The sequence below is a fragment of the Olsenella profusa genome, from assembly GCF_016900315.1.
Taxonomy (GTDB): Bacteria; Actinomycetota; Coriobacteriia; order Coriobacteriales; family Atopobiaceae; genus Thermophilibacter; species Thermophilibacter profusus_A.
In genome coordinates, this window is the sequence record NZ_JACSNQ010000017.1 from 1 (window position 1) to 20,304 (window position 20,304).

General features: G+C 67.8%; 14 protein-coding genes, 1 tRNA gene and 1 pseudogene. All 16 read left to right on the plus strand.

The window, feature by feature from the left end; genetic code table 11:
* Positions 1-254, plus strand: a pseudogene (locus H9X80_RS07415) (hypothetical protein); the annotation flags it as partial.
* Between the two features lie 69 nt (positions 255-323).
* Positions 324-659 (plus strand): YbaB/EbfC family nucleoid-associated protein, encoded by a 336-nt coding sequence (locus H9X80_RS07420; protein WP_204793713.1) that lies wholly within the window; start codon positions 324-326, stop codon positions 657-659.
* Between the two features lie 11 nt (positions 660-670).
* Positions 671-1,282 carry a recombination mediator RecR gene (recR, locus tag H9X80_RS07425; protein ID WP_239471806.1) on the plus strand — a complete coding sequence of 204 codons (612 nt, stop codon included), beginning with the start codon at positions 671-673 and terminating at the stop codon, positions 1,280-1,282.
* A gap of 25 nt (positions 1,283-1,307) precedes the next feature.
* Entirely contained in the window at positions 1,308-2,198 is an 891-nt protein-coding gene (locus tag H9X80_RS07430) for a hypothetical protein (protein WP_204793714.1), read from the plus strand.
* 188 nt (positions 2,199-2,386) lie between these two features.
* Positions 2,387-2,463, plus strand: a tRNA-Asp gene (locus H9X80_RS07435).
* A 165-nt stretch (positions 2,464-2,628) separates the two neighbouring features.
* Positions 2,629-3,321 carry an HAD family hydrolase gene (locus H9X80_RS07440; protein ID WP_204793715.1) on the plus strand — a complete coding sequence of 231 codons (693 nt, stop codon included), beginning with the start codon at positions 2,629-2,631 and terminating at the stop codon, positions 3,319-3,321.
* A 51-nt stretch (positions 3,322-3,372) separates the two neighbouring features.
* The gene (locus H9X80_RS07445) at positions 3,373-3,945 is read left to right on the plus strand and encodes an RrF2 family transcriptional regulator (protein WP_204793716.1); all 573 of its coding nucleotides are present in this window, start codon (positions 3,373-3,375) and stop codon (positions 3,943-3,945) included.
* Positions 3,942-4,889: an adenine glycosylase gene (locus H9X80_RS07450; RefSeq protein ID WP_204793717.1), complete on the plus strand. Its 948-nt coding sequence runs from the start codon at positions 3,942-3,944 to the stop codon at positions 4,887-4,889. The genes H9X80_RS07445 and H9X80_RS07450 overlap by 4 nt, the downstream gene beginning before the upstream one ends.
* 85 nt (positions 4,890-4,974) lie before the next feature.
* Positions 4,975-5,520 (plus strand): rubrerythrin, encoded by a 546-nt coding sequence (gene rbr, locus H9X80_RS07455; RefSeq protein WP_204793718.1) that lies wholly within the window; start codon positions 4,975-4,977, stop codon positions 5,518-5,520.
* A 787-nt stretch (positions 5,521-6,307) separates the two neighbouring features.
* Positions 6,308-8,449 (plus strand): 1,4-alpha-glucan branching protein GlgB, encoded by a 2,142-nt coding sequence (gene glgB, locus H9X80_RS07460; RefSeq protein WP_204793719.1) that lies wholly within the window; start codon positions 6,308-6,310, stop codon positions 8,447-8,449.
* Between the two features lie 119 nt (positions 8,450-8,568).
* The gene (locus H9X80_RS07465) at positions 8,569-11,001 is read left to right on the plus strand and encodes a glycogen/starch/alpha-glucan phosphorylase (RefSeq protein ID WP_204793720.1); all 2,433 of its coding nucleotides are present in this window, start codon (positions 8,569-8,571) and stop codon (positions 10,999-11,001) included.
* 57 nt (positions 11,002-11,058) lie between these two features.
* Complete coding sequence (locus tag H9X80_RS07470) at positions 11,059-12,207, plus strand: glucose-1-phosphate adenylyltransferase (RefSeq protein ID WP_204793721.1); 1,149 nt, start codon at positions 11,059-11,061, stop codon at positions 12,205-12,207.
* Positions 12,208-12,209: 2 nt separating this feature from the next.
* Positions 12,210-13,304: a glucose-1-phosphate adenylyltransferase subunit GlgD gene (gene glgD / locus H9X80_RS07475; protein ID WP_204793722.1), complete on the plus strand. Its 1,095-nt coding sequence runs from the start codon at positions 12,210-12,212 to the stop codon at positions 13,302-13,304.
* Between the two features lie 19 nt (positions 13,305-13,323).
* Positions 13,324-14,823 carry a glycogen synthase GlgA gene (gene glgA, locus H9X80_RS07480; protein WP_204793723.1) on the plus strand — a complete coding sequence of 500 codons (1,500 nt, stop codon included), beginning with the start codon at positions 13,324-13,326 and terminating at the stop codon, positions 14,821-14,823.
* Between the two features lie 3 nt (positions 14,824-14,826).
* Complete coding sequence (locus H9X80_RS07485; RefSeq protein WP_204793724.1) at positions 14,827-18,090, plus strand: 4-alpha-glucanotransferase; 3,264 nt, start codon at positions 14,827-14,829, stop codon at positions 18,088-18,090.
* Positions 18,091-18,734: 644 nt separating this feature from the next.
* Positions 18,735-19,814: a hypothetical protein gene (locus H9X80_RS07490; protein WP_204793725.1), complete on the plus strand. Its 1,080-nt coding sequence runs from the start codon at positions 18,735-18,737 to the stop codon at positions 19,812-19,814.
* Positions 19,815-20,304 lie beyond the last annotated feature (490 nt).

Genomic DNA, 20,304 nt, shown 5'->3' on the forward strand with positions numbered 1-20,304 from the left:
CGCCCGCCCCGGCGCCGACCCCGGCCCCGCAGCCCGCGCCTGCTTCCGGCGGCGCGGACCCCGCCCTGAGCCCCGAGTTCGCGAGCATCGTCTCCGAACTGACGGCTGCCTTCGGCCAGCCCCTCTCGGTGAGCGTGGAGAGCGCGCCCAGCACCTCGGACGAGGACGCCGCGGCTGAGCTCGAGGGCGCGGGCGCCTCGTTCGACGACTCGGGCTTCACCGAGGAGCCCGTCGAGGACGGGGACGACGACTAGTCACCCCGCCGGGTGCGCCCGGCAGCCCCACGTACGTATCGCCAACAAGACGACGAAAGGAAACGCACGATGTCCAAGGGATTCAACATGGGCGGCATGAACCGCAACCAGATGATGGCCCAGGCCCGCAAGATGCAGGAGCAGCTCCTCGCCGCGCAACAGAAGGCCGCGGCCACCGAGGTCTCCGCGTCCGCGGGCGGCGGCGCCGTCAAGGTCACCGCCACCGGCGACCTGCGCCTGACCTCGCTCACCATCGACCCGGCCGCCCTCGACCCCGAGGACGTGGAGATGCTCCAGGACATGATCCTCGCCGCGGTCAACGACGTGCTCGAGTCCGCGGAGCAGGCCGCCAGCCAGCAGATCAGCTCCGTCACCGGCGGGCTCAACATCCCGGGCCTCTTCTAGGCGGGCGCGCCTTGACGGACACCACCATCAACGACGGCCGCGCGCTCCAGCGCCTGCTCGACGAGCTGGGCCGGCTGCCCGGCATCGGGCCCAAGTCGGCCCAGAGGATCGCCTACCACCTGCTCGAGGCCGACGCCGAGGAGGCCCGCCGCCTGGCCCAGGCCATCCTCGAGGTCAAGCAGCAGGTCCACTTCTGCCCCGTGTGCTTCTCCTACGCCACGCGGGACACCTGCGACGTCTGCGCAGACGCCAGCCGCGACCGCTCGTCGATCTGCGTGGTCTCCGAGCCCCGCGACGTCAGCGCCATAGAGCGCACAGGCAGCTACCATGGGCTCTATCACGTCCTCGGCGGCGTGATCAGCCCGATGGACAAGGTCGGCCCCGACCAGCTCCACGTCCGCGAGCTGTTCGCGCGGCTGGCGGACGGCGAGGTCACCGAGGTCATCCTGGCCACCAACCCGGACGTGGAGGGGGAGACCACGGCCACCTACCTCGCGCGCGTGATCAGGCCGCTGGGCGTGCGCGTCTCGCGCCTGGCGAGCGGCCTGCCCGTGGGCGGGGACCTGGAGTATGCCGACGAGGTCACGCTCGGCCGAGCCATCGAGGAGCGCCGAGAGGTCTAGGCGCAGGCGAGAAGGAGCATCGAGGATGAGAGACGTCCGAGACAGCCAGGGAAAGCGCTTCACCCACGCGGCGGGCCATGCGGCCCACGGCACGCCGCGCCCCAGGTCGCACGCCCCCGGGGCCACCCACGCGTCCCCGAGCCCCCGACGTGCCGTGACGGCCGGCGCCCGCCGCGCCCACGCGACGGTCGAGGTGAGCGACGAGGAGGGCATCTCGACCATCCGCGCCGGCCAGGGCGCCCGCGTGACCACGCGCCACAACGCCGACCAGGCGGCCCGCCGCGCCCGCAGGAACGCCGAGGAGCGCTACTTCGAGCGCCACCCCGAGGCGCGCGGGACCGCCGTGGGACCCGAGCGCAGCCGCAAGAACGTGGTCCTTCTCGTCGTCCTGGCCGTGCTCGCGCTTGTCATCGTGTTCCTGGTGGGCCGCTGCGTGACCGTTGCGCTTGCACCGGCGCCCGACGAGGGGGCCTCCGAGCAGACCTTTGGCGACCAGGGCCTCACCTCGGAGGGGCCCCAGGAGGTCGAGCGGGATCCCGAGTCCGAGGTGGCCTTCGCCGACGGCAGCGTCTCGTACCAGGGGAGCACGTACTTCCTGGCCACGCAGGAGGACGGCTCCTGGGGCGTGTCCGAGACGGACCCCTACGGGGCGTCCGAGACGCTCTTCCTGCTGGAGGGCACGCCCGCGGCGCTTGCGCGCTGGACCAACACGATTCTCGTGCCCGAGAACCGCGACGGCACCTGGGACGTGGTCTGCTACGTGATTGCCGGGCACACCGGCGGCGCGAGCTATTTGGTGGGCGAGGACGGCAGCCCCGTCCAGGGCAACGGGGAGGTCTCGTCCGTCTCCATCGAAGGCTCCGTGATGCACGTGACCACCACGGACGGCGCCGTGAGCGACGTTCAGCTGTCATAGCGGCCACGAGGCGTTCGCGGCGGGTCCCGAGCCTGCGTCCCGCCGGCTCGGCGGCGTCTGTTTTTGCCGGTCACGGCACTTCTCGCCGTGCCCGTGCGGACGTGATGGGAGCGGGCGGAAACTTTTTTGAAATTGGGGGTTGCCAAGAGCCGGGCGGCATGAGAGAATAGCTCCCGCGCAAGGCGAACGGGGTGTTAGCTCAGCTGGTTAGAGCGCCGGCCTGTCACGTCGGAGGTCGAGGGTTCGAGTCCCTTACATCCCGCCATTGCACTGATCAGGGCTCCTTCGGGAGCCCTTTTTCATAGCGATACTCATGGCGATACGAAGGGTCAGTCGCTTCCCGTCGCTCCCGTTGGCCCCCGTGCCCGCCCCTATTGCGTGGTCCGCGGTATCATATGGTCTCACGGTCGGCGCGACGACGGGACGCCTCATGCAACCAACCCCAGAGCGGGACATACGGCCGGTTGCGGTCTTTGACTTTGACGGCACCTCCATAAGGGGGCAGTCGGGCGCGCTGGTGACGCGCTACCTCTTCATGCACGGCTACATGTCGCTTGCGCGGCTCGGCCGGCTCACGTGGTGGGGCATCCGCTACAAGCTGCACCTGCCGTACCGGCAGAGCGAGGCCCGCGAGCTCGTGTTCGGCGCGCTCGCCGGGCGCAGCGCGGCGGAGGTCGACGCAATCCTCACGAGGTTCCATAACGAGGTGCTGCTCCCGCGCTATCGCCCGCAGGCCCTCGAGGAGGTCAGGCGCTGCCATGACCAGGGCCTCACGGTGATCATCGTCTCGGCGACCTTCGAGCCTATCGCGGCCATCGCGGCCGAGCGCATGGGCGCGGACGGCTACGCGGCCACCCGCATGGCGCGCGACCCCCAGGGACGCTACACCGGCAAGGTGGAGGGGCCCGTGGTGGCGGGGGAGGAGAAGTACCACGCCGCCGAGCGCTGGTGCAACGGGCATCTCGGAACCGGGCGCTGGCGCCTCGAGCGCGCGTACGGGGACCATCACACCGATGCCTACCTGCTCTCCCGCGCCAAGCACGCCTGCGCCGTGTGCCCGGGCACCACGCTCGAGGTGAGCGCGCGGCGCCACGGGTGGGAGATTCTTGACTGGGACAAGTGAGGTTGCGGCGGCAGGCCGCGGCCGGCGCCCGGACCGCCACCGAGGAGGGGCATGGACGTATCAAAGAAGACCGACTACGCTCTGAGGATGCTCGCCGCGCTGGTGAGGGACCCTTCGGGCGTGGTGTCCGTGCGCACCGCCGCGCGCGAGAACGGCGTGCCCTACTCCTTTGCGCGCTCGATCCAGCACGACCTGGCCGTGGCCGGGATCGTGGAGAACGCGCGCGGGGCCACGGGCGGCATGCGACTTGCTGTGGACCCGCGTGAGACCACGCTGCTGCAGCTCGTGGAGGCGGTGCAGGGCCCCGTGATCATTGCGGGCTGCCACGGGTCCGCCGGCTCGGGCGAGCCCTGCCCGAACCTTGCCACCTGCCACTTCAGCCCCGTCTGGTGCAACGCCGAGCGGCTCCTGCGCTCGTTCTTCTCCGCGGTGACGCTCTACCAGGCCGTGGTCGAGGGGCGCTCACCGCTCTTTGACGGCGGCTTCAGGCTGGTCGGCCTTGACGAGGCTCGTGCCGCGGCCCACGGCGACGTCCCGCCCGTCCCGTCCGACGCCGGCGAGAAGGACGTCCTCGCCGAGGCCCCGCGCCGCTCCGGCATGCTCGACGGCGGTGACGTCGTATGAGCAAGCCCGCAGGCAGGGGAGGCGTGTCCGGGGACGGCCCCGGTGCGCCTACCGACGACCTCGGCGTGCCCGACGCTGCCGCCGGCCCGCGCCCGGAGGACCTCGCGCCCTTCCGCGCCCTCGTGCTCGAGCGCGGTCGCGAGCTCTACCGCGACCTCCCCTGGCGCCGCACGCGCGACCCCTACGCCATCTGGATCAGCGAGGTCATGCTCCAGCAGACGCAGACCACGCGCGTGGACGGCCGCTGGCAGCGCTGGCTCGAGCGCTTCCCCACGGCAGACGCCCTCGCCGCCGCCTCCCCGGCCGACGTGCTGGACGAGTGGCAGGGCCTCGGCTACAACCGCCGCGCGCTCGCTCTGCACCGCGCCGCGCAGGCCGTCTCGGTGGCCGGCGGGCAGCTGCCCTCGGACGCCCGCGCGCTCCAGGCGCTGCCCAGCGTCGGCCCGGCGACGGCGGCCGGCATCCGCGCCTTCGCCTTTGACCTGCACGCGGTTTACCTGGAGACCAACGTGCGCTCCGTCCTGCTCCACGAGCTCTACCCCGGCGCCGAGGGCGTCCCGGACAGGGAGCTCGTGCCGATTGTGGACGCCACCTGCCCGGCGGACGCCTCCGACCCCGCCGATGACCCGCGCACCTGGTACTACGCGCTTCTCGACTACGGCGCCTACCTCAAGCGGACCGTGCCCAACCCGTCGCGGCGCTCGAGGGGGCACGCGCGCCAGTCGCGCTTCGAGGGCTCGCACCGCCAGAAGCGCGCCGAGCTCGTCCGCGTCCTTCTCGCCCATCGCGCGGGTGTGGACGTTTCGTCGGCCTGCGCCGAGCTCTCCGCAGAGGAGCGGAAGGCGGGTAGAAGTCCACTAGCTCACGCCGACGTGCAGGCCCTTCTCGACGAGCTCGCCGCTGAGGGGTTCTGCCGGCAGGTGAGCGGCAGGTGGGTCGTCTAGGCGTCCTGCCAGCTGATATAGTGTTCCGTAAGCCGGGCGGAGGGCCCGGTCGCAAAGTCCCCGCGGGGACAGGAGAGGAGCAGCCATGGCTGTCGACTTCGAGAACTCCCAGACCAAGAAGAACCTTGAGGCCGCGTTTGCCGGCGAGTCCCAGGCAACCAACAAGTACGCCTACTACGCCAGCAAGGCCAAGAAGGAGGGCTACGAGCAGATCGCCGCGATCTTCACCGAGACCTCCGGCAACGAGAAGGAGCACGCCAAGCTCTGGTTCAAGTACCTCCACGGCGGCGAGGTGCCCGACACCCTGACCAACATCAAGGACGCGGCCGCCGGCGAGAACTACGAGTGGACCGACATGTACAAGGGCTTCGCGGAGACCGCCGAGGCCGAGGGCTTCACCGAGATCGCGGCCAAGTTCAAGATGGTCGGCGAGGTCGAGAAGCACCACGAGGAGCGCTACAACAAGCTGGCCGAGCGCGTCGAGAAGGGCGAGGTCTTCGCGCGTCCGGGCGTGAAGGTCTGGAAGTGCCGCAACTGCGGCCACCTGCACGTGGGTGCCGAGGCGCCGAAGGTCTGCCCGGTCTGCAACCACCCGCAGTCCTACTTCGAGGAGCAGGCGATCAACTACTAGGCGCCGGCGCCGTCTGAGCGCTGCGTCACGTCGGGGCCCCGGATTACGTCCGGGGCCCTTTTCGTGTGCGGGCGGCCTGCCTGCGAGCTGGGACCGTCGGGTCCCGTGGGCGTTACAAAGTCGCGGTCGTTGTATCACCAACAGCCGGAGCGCTTTCAAAACCGCGCCTGCTGCATCCTAAACTGCCGAGGCGCTTACGAAACCACGCTTGTCACACCCCCGGCGACCGGTGTGCTTACAAAACAGCGCCCGTCGCAGGCGAGAAGGACCTCGGCGCTTACGATTTGCGGACCGTTGCGGCCCCAGCGTCCTTCTCGCTTGCAACAGGCGGCGATCCGTAAGCGCGTCCGGGGCGGCTGGCCACAACAGCCGGGATTTTGGAAGCACTCGCGTCACCTAGCGGCGTAACAGCTGCGATTTTATAAGCACGGGCGAGCCGGGAGGCGCAACGGTCGCAAGTTTGAAAACGCTTCTGCTGACCGGTGGCGCAACGGTCGCGGTTTTAAAAGCGTAGCCGGGCTGGTGGTGCAACGGCCCCGTTTTCGTAGGCGCCTGGCGGGCTGACAGCGCAACACATCCGTTTTAGTAAGCGCGCCCGCCCGCGCCTACGCGCCCGCTCCTCGACCCGCCCCGCGCACACAGCTCGCCGAGCGCTTCTACCTGCTCGCGGTTTTCTTGTGGACATTATGTTGACGGCGGGAGCACAATAAGTGTTGTTCTGCGCGCGGGCCGTCCGCGCCGGGCGCCGCGTCTCCGCGCGACGCACCTGACCAGCGAGGAGTGAGACATGGATTCTCTTGATAGCACCCTCTATCTGAGCAACGACGACCTCTTCCTGTTTGCCCGCGGCGAGTGGTATCGAAGCTACGAGAAGATGGGCGCGCACCCCGCCGTCACCGACGACGGAACGCACGGCTTCCACTTTGCCGTCTGGGCGCCCCGCGTCCAGAGCGTGCACCTGATCGGCGACTTCAACGGCTGGGACGAGACGGCCACTCCGCTCACGGAGACCGAGACCGGCGGCATCTGGGAGGGCTTCGTCCCGGGCATCCAGGAAGGCGAGCTCTACAAGTACCTCATCACCACCACCAAGGGCGAGAAGCTCTACAAGGCGGACCCCTACGGCTACTACGCCGAGGTCGCGCCCGGCACCGCCTCGCGCACCTTTGACATCGAGGGCTACGCGTGGGGGGACGGCGCCTACATGAAGCAGCGCGCCAAGGCCAACGTGTTCAAGGAGCGCCTTAACATCTTCGAGGTGCACCTGGGCAGCTGGCGCCGCCACGGAGACGAGCCCCAGGGTGAGCCGCGCCCGGACGGCACCTACCCCGGCCCTGGCGACCCGTTCCCCGCGCAGCGCGGCACCTTCTACACCTACGACGACCTGGCCGACGAGCTCGTGGCCTACGTCAAGGACATGGGCTACTCCCACGTGGAGATCATGCCCGTCAACGAGCACCCCTTTGACGGCTCCTGGGGCTACCAGCCCACCGGCTACTACGCCGCCACGGCCCGCTACGGCAACCCCAAGCAGTTCATGCACTTCGTTGACGCCTGCCACGAGGCCGGCATCGGCGTGATTCTGGACTGGGTGCCCGGCGGCTTCTGCGCCAACGCCGAGGGCCTCGCCACCTTCAACGGCGAGATGCTCTACGAGCACAAGATCCATCCCAACTGGAACACCCACCAGTTCGACTACTCCCGCGGCGAGGTCCGCAGCTTCCTAGTGTCCAACGCCTTGTTCTGGGCCGAGCTCTTCCACGCAGACGGCCTGCGCATGGACGGCGTCTCCAGCATGCTCTACATGAACTTCGGCATCGACGACCCGGGCCAGAAGCGCTTCAACGAGAAGGGCACCGAGGAGGACCTCGACGCCTCGGCGTTCATCCGCCAGACCAACACCGCGATGGGCAAGTTCTACCCCGACGTCATGATGATCGCCGAGGAGTCCACCGCCTGGCCGCTCGTGACCTACCCGCCCGAGGACGGCGGCCTCGGCTTCCACTTCAAGTGGGACATGGGCTGGATGAACGACACCCTGCACTACATGCAGACGGACTTCCCGTGGCGCCCGGGCAACCACCGCATGCTCACGTTCTCCACGATGTACCAGTTCAACGAGAACTTCATCCTGCCGCTCTCGCACGACGAGGTGGTCAACGGCAAGTGCTCGCTCATCACGCGCATGCCCGGTGACTACTGGAGGCAGTTCGCCGGCATGAGGGCGCTCGCCTTCTACCAGATGACGCACTCCGGCGGCAAGCTCAACTTCATGGGCAACGAGATTGCGCAGTTCATCGAGTGGCGCTACTACGAGGGAATCCAGTACTTCCTCGCGGAGCAGTACGAGACCCACCGCCACCAGCAGCAGTTCGTCCGCGCGCTCAACCGCTTCTACAACGAGCACCCCGCGCTCTGGCAGCGCGCCTTCGAGTCCGACGGCTTCGAGTGGATCGACGCGGACAACGCCGAGCAGTCCATCATCACGTTCATCCGCAGGGGAGACAAGCCCGGCGACGAGCTCGTCATCCTCATCAACTTCGACGTCAACGCCCGCGAGGACTTCCGCATGGGCGTGCCGGAGTGGGGCGTCTACGAGGAGCTCTTCAACTCCGACGACGAGTCCTTCGGCGGCTCCGGCGTCATCAACGCCGGCAAGCTCAAGTGCCAGGACGAGCCCTGGAACGGCCGCGAGCAGTCCATCGTGGTGCGCGTGCCCCCGCTGGGCGGCATGATCCTCAAGAAGACCGGCACCCTGCGCCGCCCGGCCAAGAAGACCGCCGCCGCCAAGAAGCCGGCTGCCAAGAAGGCCTCCGGCGAGAAGGGCGCCGCCAAGCCGGCCGCCAAAAGGACGGCGGCCAAGAAGGGCGGCGCAAAGGGAGCGTCAGCCAAGAAGTCCACCACAAAGAAGCCCTCCCCCGAGGAGTAAGCTAGAGCGGGGCCGTCTCCGGGCGGCCCCGACACGGGTCCGGGAACAACGCGACAGCCGGGCCCCGCGCGGCGAGCCGCGTGCCCCCGAGTTCTTGTCGCCCGAGCTGAGGAGCAGTTTTGACGTACAACAAGATCTTTGAGAACAAGCAGGACTTCGTCGAGCAGTACCGTGAGGCCTGCCTCGCCCGCTACGGCACCCCCTTCGAGGAGCTGCCCGCACAGGAGCGTTACTATGCGCTCGCCGAGCTCATCGCCACCAAGGGCCGTGCGATCTTCCCCGAGTCCCACCCCAAGGACGCCAAGAAGGTCTACTACTTCTCGCTCGAGTTCCTGATCGGCCCGCTGCTTGACAACTACCTCATCAACTTCGGCATCCGCGACATGGTGGCCGACGGCATCAAGTCCATGGGCTCCAGCCTCGAGGAGATCTGCCGCCAGGAGGTCGACCCGGGTCTCGGCAACGGTGGCCTCGGCCGTCTTGCCGCGTGCTTCCTCGACTCCATGGCCCACGAGGGCATCGCCGGCTACGGCAACGGCATGCGCTACCGCTACGGCCTCTTCCGTCAGTACATCGAGGGCGGCCGTCAGGTCGAGCGCACCGACAACTGGCTCGCCAACGGCTTCCCCTGGGAGACCCGCAAGGACGGCAGCTCCGTGCTCGTGCGCTTTGGTGGCCAGGTCGTCCGCCACGAGGAGGACGGCAGGTTCTGGTTCACCCAGGAGGGCGGCGACATCGTCCGCGCCGTGCCGTATGACGTGCCCATCGTCGGCTTTGGCGGCAACGTCGTGAACAAGCTGCGCCTGTGGTCGGCCGAGCCCTACACCGAGGACTTCGACCTCGACGCCTTCAACGCGGGCGACTACGCGCGCGCCAACAAGTTCCGCTCCGACGTCGAGGCCATCTCCACGATCCTCTACCCCAACGACGCCGGCGAGCACGGCCGCATGCTCCGTCTGAAGCAGGAGTACCTCTTCGTCTCGGCGGGCCTGCAGACCATCCTGCGCACCTACGAGCGCGACTTCGGCCCGGACTGGGAGCACCTCGGCGACCACGTGTGCGTCCACACCAACGACACGCACCCCGCCATGTGCGGCCCGGAGCTCATGCGCCTGCTCGTTGACGAGAAGGGCGTGGACTTCGACCTCGCCTACAAGGTGGCCAAGGAGACCATCTCCTTCACCAACCACACCGTCATGCCCGAGGCGCTCGAGAAGTGGCCGATCAACACCTTCCGCGCCCTGCTGCCGCGCCTCTACATGATCGTCGAGGAGGTCGACCGCCGCTACCGTGACAGCCTGGCCAACCACCTCTCGCCCAACGACGGCAACTGGACCGACGTCCTGTCCAAGACGGCAATCCTCTGGGACGGCCAGGTCCGCATGGCCAACCTCTCGATCATCTTCTCCCACTCGGTCAACGGCGTCTCCGCGCTGCACACCCAGATCCTCAAGGACTCCGTGTTCCACGAGTTCTACGAGCTTGTTCCGCAGCGCTTCAACAACAAGACCAACGGCGTCTCCCACCGTCGCTTCCTCTGCGAGGCCAACCCGCCCTACGCCAAGCTCATCACCAACGCCATCGGCGACGGCTGGCTCAACGACGCCATGGAGCTCGAGAAGCTCGTCCCCTTTGAGCAGGACGCCAGCTTCCTGGAGGGCATGGAGGCCGCCAAGCGCGCCGACAAGGAGCGCCTTGCCGCCTACGTCAAGGAGACCTCCGGCGTCGACCTTGACTGCAACATGGTCTTTGACGTGCAGGTCAAGCGCTTCCACGCCTACAAGCGCCAGCTGCTCAACGTCTTCAAGGTGCTCGACGTCTACAACCGCATCCTTGCTGACCCGAACTACAGCCCGCGTCCCACGGCCTTCATCTTCTCCGGCAAGGCGGCGCAGAGCTACACCTTCGCCAAGGAGGTCATCCGTCTCATCAACTCGGTGGCCGACGTCATCAACAACGACGAGCGCGTGAACGACAAGATTCGCGTGGCCTTCGTGCCCAACTTCGCCGTCTCCAACGCGCAGCTCATCTACTCCGCCGCCGAGATCTCCGAGCAGATCAGCGTGGCCGGCGCCGAGGCCTCCGGCACCTCCAACATGAAGCTCATGATGAACGCGGCCATCACCCTGGGCACGCTCGACGGTTCCAACGTGGAGATCTCCGAGCTCGTCGGCCCCGAGAACATCAAGATCTTCGGCCTGCACGCCGACGAGGTCGAGGCCCTGCGCGCCAGCGGCCGCTACTACGCCTGGGACCAGTACAACGCCGACCGCGACCGCCTCGGCCGCATCGTGGACATGCTCACCGACGGCGCCCTCGCGCGCCTCTCGGGCAACTTCGACAGCATCCACGACTACCTCATGGTCGACAACGATCCGGACCTCGTGCTGCGCGACTTCCACGCCTACGTCCAGGCCTGGGACGAGCTCACCGGCGCCTACGCGGACCGCGCCGCGTGGAACAAGGCGGCGCTCCACAATACCGCCAAGGCCGGATATTTCTCTTCTGACCGAACGATTCGTGAGTACATGGCCGATATCTGGCACATTTAAGGATATGTGTTGGGGGCTTTCGCTCCCGCGTGATGGGTTGTCGAAAGGAGTGGGGGTATGAGCAAGAAAGAGTGCATCGCAATGCTCCTGGCAGGAGGACAGGGCAGCAGGCTCGGCGCGCTGACGAGCAACGTCGCAAAGCCGGCCGTGTCGTTTGGCGGCAAGTTCCGCATCATCGACTTCGCGCTGTCCAACTGCGCTAACTCGGGCATCACGACGGTCGGCGTGCTGACGCAGTATCGTCCGTACCTGCTGCACAGCTACATCGGGACCGGTGAGGCCTGGAACCTCGACGAGCGCGGGGGCGGCGTCTCCATCCTGCCGCCGTTTGCCACGCAGACGGGCGGCGCCTGGTACGAGGGCACGGCCGACGCCGTGACCCAGAACATCGGCTACATCGAGCAGAACGACCCCGAGTACGTCCTCATCCTCTCCGGCGACCAGCTCTACCGCATGGACTATGACGACATGCTCGAGAGCCACAAGAAGAACAACGCCGACCTCACGATCGCCGTCATGCCGGTGGCGTGGGAGGAGGCCTCCCGCTTCGGCATCCTGACCGCCGACCCCGACGGCCGCATCACCAAGTTCACCGAGAAGCCCAAGAAGCCCGATTCAAACCTCGCCTCCATGGGCATCTACATCTTCAACGCCGACCTTCTCGTCGAGACCCTCAAGGAGGACGCGCTCGACCAGACCTCCGAGCACGACTTCGGCGGCAACATCATCCCGAAGCTTCTCGAGGACGGCAAGCGCCTCTACACCTACGAGTTCAGGGGCTTCTGGCGCGACGTCGGCACCATCTCCAGCTACCACGAGACGAGCATGGACCTGCTCGGGCCCAACCCGGCGTTCGACATCTTCAGCACCGAGTTCCCGATCATGTCCAACGCCTCCACGCGCCCGCCCGCGTTCGTGGGCAAGGACGGCAACATTGACGACTGCCTCGTCGCCAACGGCTGCCAGGTCTACGGCACGGCAAAGCACTCGATCCTCTCGACGGACGCCTACGTCGGCGAGCGTGCCACGGTCATCGACTCCGTGCTGCTGCCCGGCTCGGTGGTCAAGGACGGCGCCCAGGTCGTCCGTGCCATCCTCGGCGAGAACTCCGTGGTCGAGGAGAACGTCAGCGTCGGCAGCGTCGACACCACCAAGGACACCGCCGTCATCGGCAACGACGTTGTCGTCGGGAAGGGGGAGAACTAGTCATGGAGAAGGTCATTGGCCTGATTACCTGCAACTACTCCGCCAAGGAGTCCAGTGCACTCACCGAGAACCGCCCGGTGGCCTCGCTGCCGTACTTCGGGCGCTACCGTCTCGTTGACTTTGCCCTGTCCAATCTCGTCAACTGCGGCATCCGCACTGTGGGCATGGTCATGCCGTACAACTACCGCTCGATCATCGACCACGTGGGCTCCGGCAAGGACTGGGACCTCGACCGTAAGAACGGCGGCCTGTTCATCCTGCCCGGCTCCGCCTTTGGCACCTCCCGCACCGGCGCGCGCTTCCTGCTGCGCGACCTCGTGCACAACAAGGCCTACTTCACGCGCTCCACGGCCGACGCCGTGATCTGCTCCACGGCCAACTTCGTCTACAACGTCGACCTCAACCAGGTCTACGACGCCCACAAGGCCTCCGGCGCCGACATCACCGTCCTCACCAAGACGGCCGCCGAGAAGGATCCGGACGTCACGGCGTTCGACGTGGTCGATGGCCGCGTCCAGGGCGTCCACCACGGCACCGCCTTCGGCGACACGATGTTCCTGGACTGCTTCGTCATCAACCGCCAGCTGCTGCTGGACATGTTCGACTGGTACGCCCCGACCGACTACCTCGACCTCTTCGAGGCCATGGCCGGTGACTTCGGCCGCGTCAACGTGCAGGCCTACAACTTCGACGGCTACGTGGCGCCGATCTTCAACAAGCGCGCCTACTACCGCGCCAACATGGACCTGCTCGACCCGCACATCACCGCCGAGCTCTTCACGGCCGACCGCTCCATCAAGACCAAGACGCACGACACGCCGCCCGCCAAGTTCGAGGTCGGCAGCCACGTCTGCAACTCCGCCGTCGCCTCCGGCGACCGCATCTACGGCAGCGTGAACGACTCCATCCTCGGCCGCAACGTCATCGTCGAGGCCGGCGCCACCGTGCGCAACTCCATCGTGATGCAGGGCTGCGTCGTCAAGAGCGGCGCCCGCGTTGAGAACGCCATCGTCGACCGCGGCAACGTGGTGCCCGCCGGCACCGAGCTGCGCGGCACGCCCGAGGACGTCCTCATCAAGGAAAAGGCCCACGAGTAAGCAAAGAGGGAGAGTCACCGTGCCAACGAACGCCAAGCGCAGGAAGTTGAGGGTGCTCTTCGCGTCCTCCGAGGCCGTCCCGTTTGCCAAGACGGGCGGCCTGGGGGACGTCGCCGGCTCGCTCCCCCGCGCGCTCAAGCACGCCGGCGCACGCGCCGCCGTGATCATGCCGAAGTACGCAACCATCCCGCAGGAGTACCGTGACCAGATGAAGCACGTCGCGGACTTCTACGTGCCGCTTGCCTGGCGCAACGAGTACTGCGGCATCGAGAAGCTCACCCTGCAGGACCTGGACTTCTACTTCATCGACAACGAGGCCTACTTCAAGCGTGACGGCCTCTACGGCTACTTTGACGACGGCGAGCGCTTCGCCTTCTTCTCCAAGGCCATCTGCGAGGCCATCGCCAGGGTGCCGGAGCTCGAGTGCGACGTGCTCCACTGCAACGACTGGCAGACGGCGCTCTGCTGCGTGTTCCTGCGCGAGTTCTACCGCGAGGTCCCGCAGTGCAACAACGTCAAGACCGTCTTCACCGTGCACAACGTGAAGTTCCAGGGCCAGTACAGCGACCGCATGCTCGAGGAGGTGCTGGGCCTGGCCAACGTCCCCGCGGCGCGCGACCAGCTCTACTGTGACGCCAACTCGATCAACTTCATGAAGGGCGCGCTCTGCTACGCGGACTACCTCACCACGGTGAGCCCGAGCTACGCCTACGAGCTGCAGATGCCCTTCTACGGCGAGGGCCTCGACGACATCTTCCGCCGTCGCTGCGACAGCCTGAGCGGCATCCTGAACGGCATCGACCAGACCATCTGGAACCCTGCCACCGACCCGATGATCGCGGCCAACTACTCGCCGACCGACCTTGCCAACAAGGCCGAGTGCAAGCGCGCCCTCCAGGCCGAGCTCGGCCTGCGCCAGGACCCCACGCGCCCGCTCGTGGTCTCCATCGGCCGCCTGACGGACCAGAAGGGCCTCGGCCTGGTGCGCTACTCGATGGACCGCCTCATGCAGCGCGGCGTCCAGGTTGCCATCCTCGGCACCGGCGACAAGGACCACGAGGACGCCTTCCGCTACTTCGACGCCAAGTACGGCGACATGATGTGCGCGCGCATCGCGTTTGACAACGCGCTCTCGCACCGCATGTACGCCGGCGGCGACCTCCTCCTCATGCCGTCCGAGTTCGAGCCCTGCGGCCTCTCCCAGATGATCGCCATGCGCTACGGCACCCTGCCCGTGGTGCGCGAGACGGGCGGCCTGCGCGACTCCGTCGTCCCGTACAACAAGTACACCGACGAGGGCACGGGCTTCTCGTTTGCCAACATGAACGCCGACGAGATGGCCGACGCCCTCCTCGGCGCGTGCGAGGTCTTCTGGACGGACGCCGACGCCTGGCTCCAGCTCCAGCTCCAGGCCATGGAGACGGATTTCAGCTGGCGTCGCGCCGCAAACGACTACATGGACATCTATCATGGTCTTCACCCGGAGATCATTCGGTACAACAAGCGGAGAGACAGGTAGCATTTGAGGGCACGACACGTCACTTCAGAGTCCGAGTACAGAACCCCCTTCGGTGCCGTCCAGCTGGGCGGCACCGTTTCGCTGAGCATCGACGTGTGGGGAGATGACGTCGTCTTCTGCACGCTGCGCGTCTGGACCGACGCCCACGGCGAGGAACTCATCGAGATGCGCGGCAGCCGCAACGGCGACTGCCTGCGCTTCTCGGCGAACTACAAGCCGGCCGAGACGGGCGTGGTCTGGTACAGCTTCGACATCGAGGCGCGCGACGGCTCGGTGTGGCGCTACGGCGCCAAGGAGGGGTGGACCACCGGCGAGGGCACCTTTGCCTACGGCGACCCGCCGTCGTTCCAGATCACGGTCTTCTCGCCACGGGCAAACCAGCCGCGGTGGTACCGCGAGGGCATCGTCTACCAGATCTTCCCCGACCGCTTTGCGCGCGGGGAGGACTGGGAGCGCCGCGCCGCCGACTCGATGGCGATCAAGCGCAAGGGCGGCCCCGGCCGCGAGGTGCTCCAGGACTGGGACACCCCGCCCACCTACGCGCGCACGCCGGAGGGCGGCATCGACCACTGGGACTTCTACGGCGGCACGCTCGAGGGCATCCGCGAGAAGCTCGGCTACCTCGAGGACCTTGGCGTGACGGTGCTCTACCTGAACCCCGTCTTCGAGGCGGCGAGCAACCACCGCTACGACACGGCCGACTACCTGCGCATCGACCCGATGCTCGGCGACGAGCGGAGCTTCCGCGAGCTCTGCGTGGACGCGGCCGAGCACGGCATCTCGGTGATCCTTGACGGCGTCTTCAACCACGTGGGCGCCGACTCGCGCTACTTCAACCGCTTCGGTACCTACGCGGAGCCGGGGGCCTACCAGGGCGAGAAGTCCCCGTACTTCAATTGGTTCACCTTCAACGACGACGGCACCTACGCCGGCTGGTGGGGGGACCAGAACCTCCCCAGTGTGCGCTCCGACTGCGACGAGTTCCACGAGCTCATCTGCGGGCGCGCAGGCGTGATCCGCCACTGGCTGCGCTCCGGCGCCCGGGGCTGGCGCCTCGACGTGGCCGACGAGCTGACCGACGACTTCATTGTCCAGATCAAGCAGGCTCTCGTCACCGAGAAGCCCGACGGCGTGCTCATCGGCGAGGTCTGGGAGGACGCCTCCAACAAGCTCGCCTACGGCAAGCTGCGCCAGTACTTCGAGGGCAAGGAGCTCGACGGCACGATGAACTACCCGCTGCGCACCGGGCTTCTCGCCTTCATACGCGGCGACATCGGAGCCTCCGAGCTCGCGGCGCGCCTTGAGCAGCTGCGCGAGAACTACCCGCGCGACAACTTCTACTCGGCGCTCAACCTGCTGGGCAGCCACGACCGCGAGCGCCTCTTCACGGTGCTCGGCGGCGCTCCGGACCCGGACTCGCTGCCCGAGGAGGAGCGCGCGAGCTTCCGGCTTGACGACAACCACGTGGGCCTTGCCAAGGCACGCCTGTGGGTGATGGCGCTGCTGCAGATGACGCTGCCCGGCGTGCCGTGCGTCTACTACGGCGACGAGCGCGGCGTCGAGGGCTTCCGTGACCCGTACAACCGTGCGAGCTTCCCGTGGGACGGGGGGCTGCAGGACTGCACGTCCATCTACCGCAACGCGATCGCCCTGCGCAAGACGCTGCCGGTGCTGGTGGACGGCGAGTTCGAGCCCTTCTCGTCCGGCGAGGACGTCTTCGGCTTCTGGCGCCGCGGCGACGGCGAGAGCGTGTGCGTGCTCGCCAACGGCAGCCTGGAGAACGCCCACGACGTCAAGGTGCCCGTGGGCGCAAGCCAGGTCACCGACGTCATCTCGGGCAAGGTCCCGCGCATAAGCCACGGCCAGGCCGAGGTCTTCCTCTGGCCACTCGGCACGGCGGTGCTGCACTTCCACGACGAACAGCGCCTCCAGATGGCCCCCGAGCGCGGCATGGGCGTGCTCTGCCACGTCACCTCCGTGCCCAACGGCGGGAAGGCCGGCACGCTCGGCGCCCCGGCGCGCCGCTTCGTGGACTGGCTCGCCGCCGCGGGGCAGAAGTACTGGCAGGTGCTCCCGGTGAACCCGCCGGACCGCTACGGCTCCCCCTACGCGGGGCTCTCCGCCTTCGCGGGCAACGTCGGCCTCCTGGAGCTGCCGGCGCCGGCCGCGCTGGCCTCCCTGGAGAAGATCGGCAACGACGAGGACTACCTCGAGTTCTGTCGGGAGAACGACTACTGGCTGACGCCCTACGCCACCTTCCGCGCCTGCAAGGAGCTCCTGGGCGACGACGAGCCCTGGCAGGAGTGGCCGGAGCCCTACCGCACCTACTCGCCGCGCCTGGCCAAGGACCCGAAGCTGCGCAAGTCCGTCGAGGCGCACCGCCGCATGCAGTACAAGTTCCAGCTTGAGTGGGAGGACCTGCTCAGGTACGCCCACGCGCACGGCGTGCGGATCATCGGCGACATGCCGATGTACGTCTCGGCGGACTCGGCCGACGTCTGGAGCGAGCCGGACATCTTCGACCTCGACGAGGACGGCTACCCGCGCCGTCAGGCCGGCGCGCCCGCGGACGCCTTTGCGCCGGAGGGCCAGCTCTGGGGCAACCCTACCTATCGCTGGGACATCCTGCGCGAGCAGGGCTACGGCTGGTGGATGCGCCGGTTCAGCCGCGCGCTCGCGCTCTACGACTACGTGCGCCTGGACCACTTTATCGGGTTCTCGTCCTACTATGCCATCCCGGCGGGCAAGCCGGCCACGGAGGGCACCTACGCCTTCGGACCGGGGATCGACCTCTTCAGGACGGCCCAGCGCCAGTTTGGCGAGCTGCCGTTCATCGCCGAGGACCTGGGCGCCGTCACGCCGGCCGTCCGTGCGCTGGTCACGGCGACGGGATTTCCCGGCATGGACGTGGCGCAGTTCGCGGAGACGGACGTGCGGGAGACCTACGTGCCGCATCCGGGGACCGTGGCCTACACCGGCACGCACGACAACCAGACGCTGGTGGGCTTCTGCGAGAGCCGCTACTGCCTCGAGGAGGACGACGCGCGCGAGATGGCCGACGGCATCTGCCGGCGCGTGCTCGCCTCCGACGCCGACGTGGCGATCCTGCCGCTGCAGGACGTGCTGCTGCTGGACGACGAGGCGCGCATGAACGTGCCCGGCGTGGCCGAGGGCAACTGGTCCTGGCGCGCCGACGACGAGGCCGTCGCGGCGGCCAGCGCCCGTCTCGCCGACCTCGCCGAGGCCAGCGGGAGGATTTTGGGGTAGCAGTTCTGGTTCCGTACCGTTCTGCGCCGCGCGCCGGGTCGAGGCTCTTCTCGCCCGGCGCGCGGTGCTGTGTTGGGTTGGCGTTTGCTGCCTCGTTGCCGCCCTGACGCTGCTGCCGTCTCGCCCGTTGCCGCCACCCCCTTCCGCCGCCTCGCCGTCACCACCTTCCCGTCGCCTCGCCGCCACCCCCTTCCGCCGCCTCACCGTCACCACCTTCCCGTCGCCCCGTTAGGAATCCGCGCATCTTAGCGCGGGCGCGTCCCGTTGCGTTAGGTTCCGCCGCACATTTTGCCCTCCCGGCCCAAATACGCCCCGGTTCCTAACGGGCCCGCAGGCGGCTGCACTAACATGCAGCGGTTCCTAACGGACTCAGGGGGCGGCCGCACTAACATGTCCCGGTTCCTAACGGGTTCGCGGCCGGCCGCGCTAACGTGCCCCGGCTTCTAACCCGCCCCGACACCACCCAGTTCTCCCGGCGAGGAGAACGGCGAGAAGAACCTGCGAACAGCCGGGTCGCGACGCCGTGCGATCCTCGTCGCAGGCCGTCCGGAAGCTTGGCGTAAGAAAGCCGCTTGTTTCCTGACTAACTATTTTAATTTCTCACACCATCATACGTGGGAAAAGCGTACCCTCATTGCATGGTTATGCTGCTGTCACACCTCAGCGCGCTCGAGGCGCTGCGTCGACAAGGGACCTCCGCTCTGCTCGACGCTTCGGAGTCGGATGCCCCGCCGGTGCCCGACGTCGCACCAACGCATGCCGAGCTCACGGAACGCCTTGGGAGTGACCCGGCCCTTCGCGGCCTTGAGGGGCCGGTCGACCTGCTTACAACAGGTGCGCGGGGCCACGCTCGGACCTCGACGGTCACCACTCACCAGCAGACGACGTCGCTGCCGCCCGGGGCGCTGCTGCGACTCTCCGACGACGTTTGGTGCACCTCGCCCGAGCAGCTTGCGGTGCAGATGGCACCGCGCCTCACCAAGCTCGAGCTCGTGGCTCTGCTTGCGGAGCTGATGGGGCTCTACGCCATCGAACCAACCACCGAGGACGGCATGGTGCAGCGCGACGTCCCGCTCGCAACGCCGGAGAACGTGGGCGCGCACCTTGACGCCCTGGGCCCCGTCCGCGGCACGGCCCAGGTGAGGCGCGCGCTGGCCCTGACGCCCGTGCGCTCCGGCTCTCCGCGCGAGACAAAGCTCACGCTGCGCCTCTCGCTCAAGCCGGCCCTCGGCGGCTGGCACCTCAACGTGCTGTCCCTCAACTCCTCGGTTGAGGTGCAACGGATTGACCGCGCCATGACCTGCGGCGTGCGCCGTCCCGACATCGTGATCGGGGGCCGGGACGGCCAGGTGGTGGCCCTCGAGTATCACGGGCGTCGGCATGACGCGCCTGAGCGGCTGGCGCAAGACGCCGCGCGCACCAACGAGCTCAGGGCCATCGGGGTTGGGGAATACGTGGTTCGCCGCGAGCAGTACCGCGACCTCGCCTACATGGACGGGCTCGTTGAGCGCATCCGCGCCGACCTCCACCTCCCGCGCGTGGGGTTGGCGCCCGAGGAGCGGAAGCGTCGCAGGCAGCTGCGTCAGGAGCTCTACCATGAGCTCGAGTGCATCGACGGTACCCACTGGGACGGTCGCGAGCGGGCGAGAAGGGCTGCGGAGCAGGAGGTCGCTGCGGAGGGTGGCTGGGACGTCGTGCCGGTGGAGGCGTACGGGCTGGGCTGAGGTCTTTCTTGCCGTTTTTCTCGCCGGTATGCCGGGGCGGGTTAGGGATTGGGGCATGCCAGTGCCGCCGGCCGCGAACCCGTTGGGAACCGGGGCATGTTAGTGCGGCCGCCCCTGAACCCGTTAGGAACCGCTGCGTGTTAGTGCAGCCGCATGCGGGCCCGTTAGGAACCGGGGCGTATTTGGGCCGGGAGGGCAAAAGGTGCGGCGAAACCTAACGAGACGGGCCCCGGGCGCGCTAAGATGCGCGGATTCCTAACGGGGCGGGGCGGCGACGGCTCGGTGGCGGCGGGGCGACAGCGGCAGAGCGACAGCAGCGGTGGGGCCGCAGCTCGGTGGCGGCAGCGGCGGGACGGCGACGCCGCGCCGACAACAGAACAGCAACGTGAAACGCCCCTGCCCCGCACCGGGCGAGAAGAACCTGTGGCCGCACCCCGTGGCGGGTACAATGGGGCAGAAGAACCGTCCGCAGCGCACCGACCCCGCCCGC

Bases quoted from the DNA above. Each gene is read 5' to 3' on its own strand.
- H9X80_RS07445 (WP_204793716.1), top strand. From the start codon at position 3,373: ATGGACGTATCAAAGAAGACCGACTACGCTCTGAGGATGCTCGCCGCG.
- H9X80_RS07470 (WP_204793721.1), top strand. From the start codon at position 11,059: ATGAGCAAGAAAGAGTGCATCGCAATGCTCCTGGCAGGAGGACAGGGC.
- H9X80_RS07450 (WP_204793717.1), top strand. From the start codon at position 3,942: ATGAGCAAGCCCGCAGGCAGGGGAGGCGTGTCCGGGGACGGCCCCGGT.
- H9X80_RS07490 (WP_204793725.1), top strand. From the start codon at position 18,735: ATGCTGCTGTCACACCTCAGCGCGCTCGAGGCGCTGCGTCGACAAGGG.
- H9X80_RS07440 (WP_204793715.1), top strand. From the start codon at position 2,629: ATGCAACCAACCCCAGAGCGGGACATACGGCCGGTTGCGGTCTTTGAC.
- H9X80_RS07420 (WP_204793713.1), top strand. From the start codon at position 324: ATGTCCAAGGGATTCAACATGGGCGGCATGAACCGCAACCAGATGATG.
- glgD (WP_204793722.1), top strand. From the start codon at position 12,210: ATGGAGAAGGTCATTGGCCTGATTACCTGCAACTACTCCGCCAAGGAG.
- H9X80_RS07430 (WP_204793714.1), top strand. From the start codon at position 1,308: ATGAGAGACGTCCGAGACAGCCAGGGAAAGCGCTTCACCCACGCGGCG.
- rbr (WP_204793718.1), top strand. From the start codon at position 4,975: ATGGCTGTCGACTTCGAGAACTCCCAGACCAAGAAGAACCTTGAGGCC.
- glgB (WP_204793719.1), top strand. From the start codon at position 6,308: ATGGATTCTCTTGATAGCACCCTCTATCTGAGCAACGACGACCTCTTC.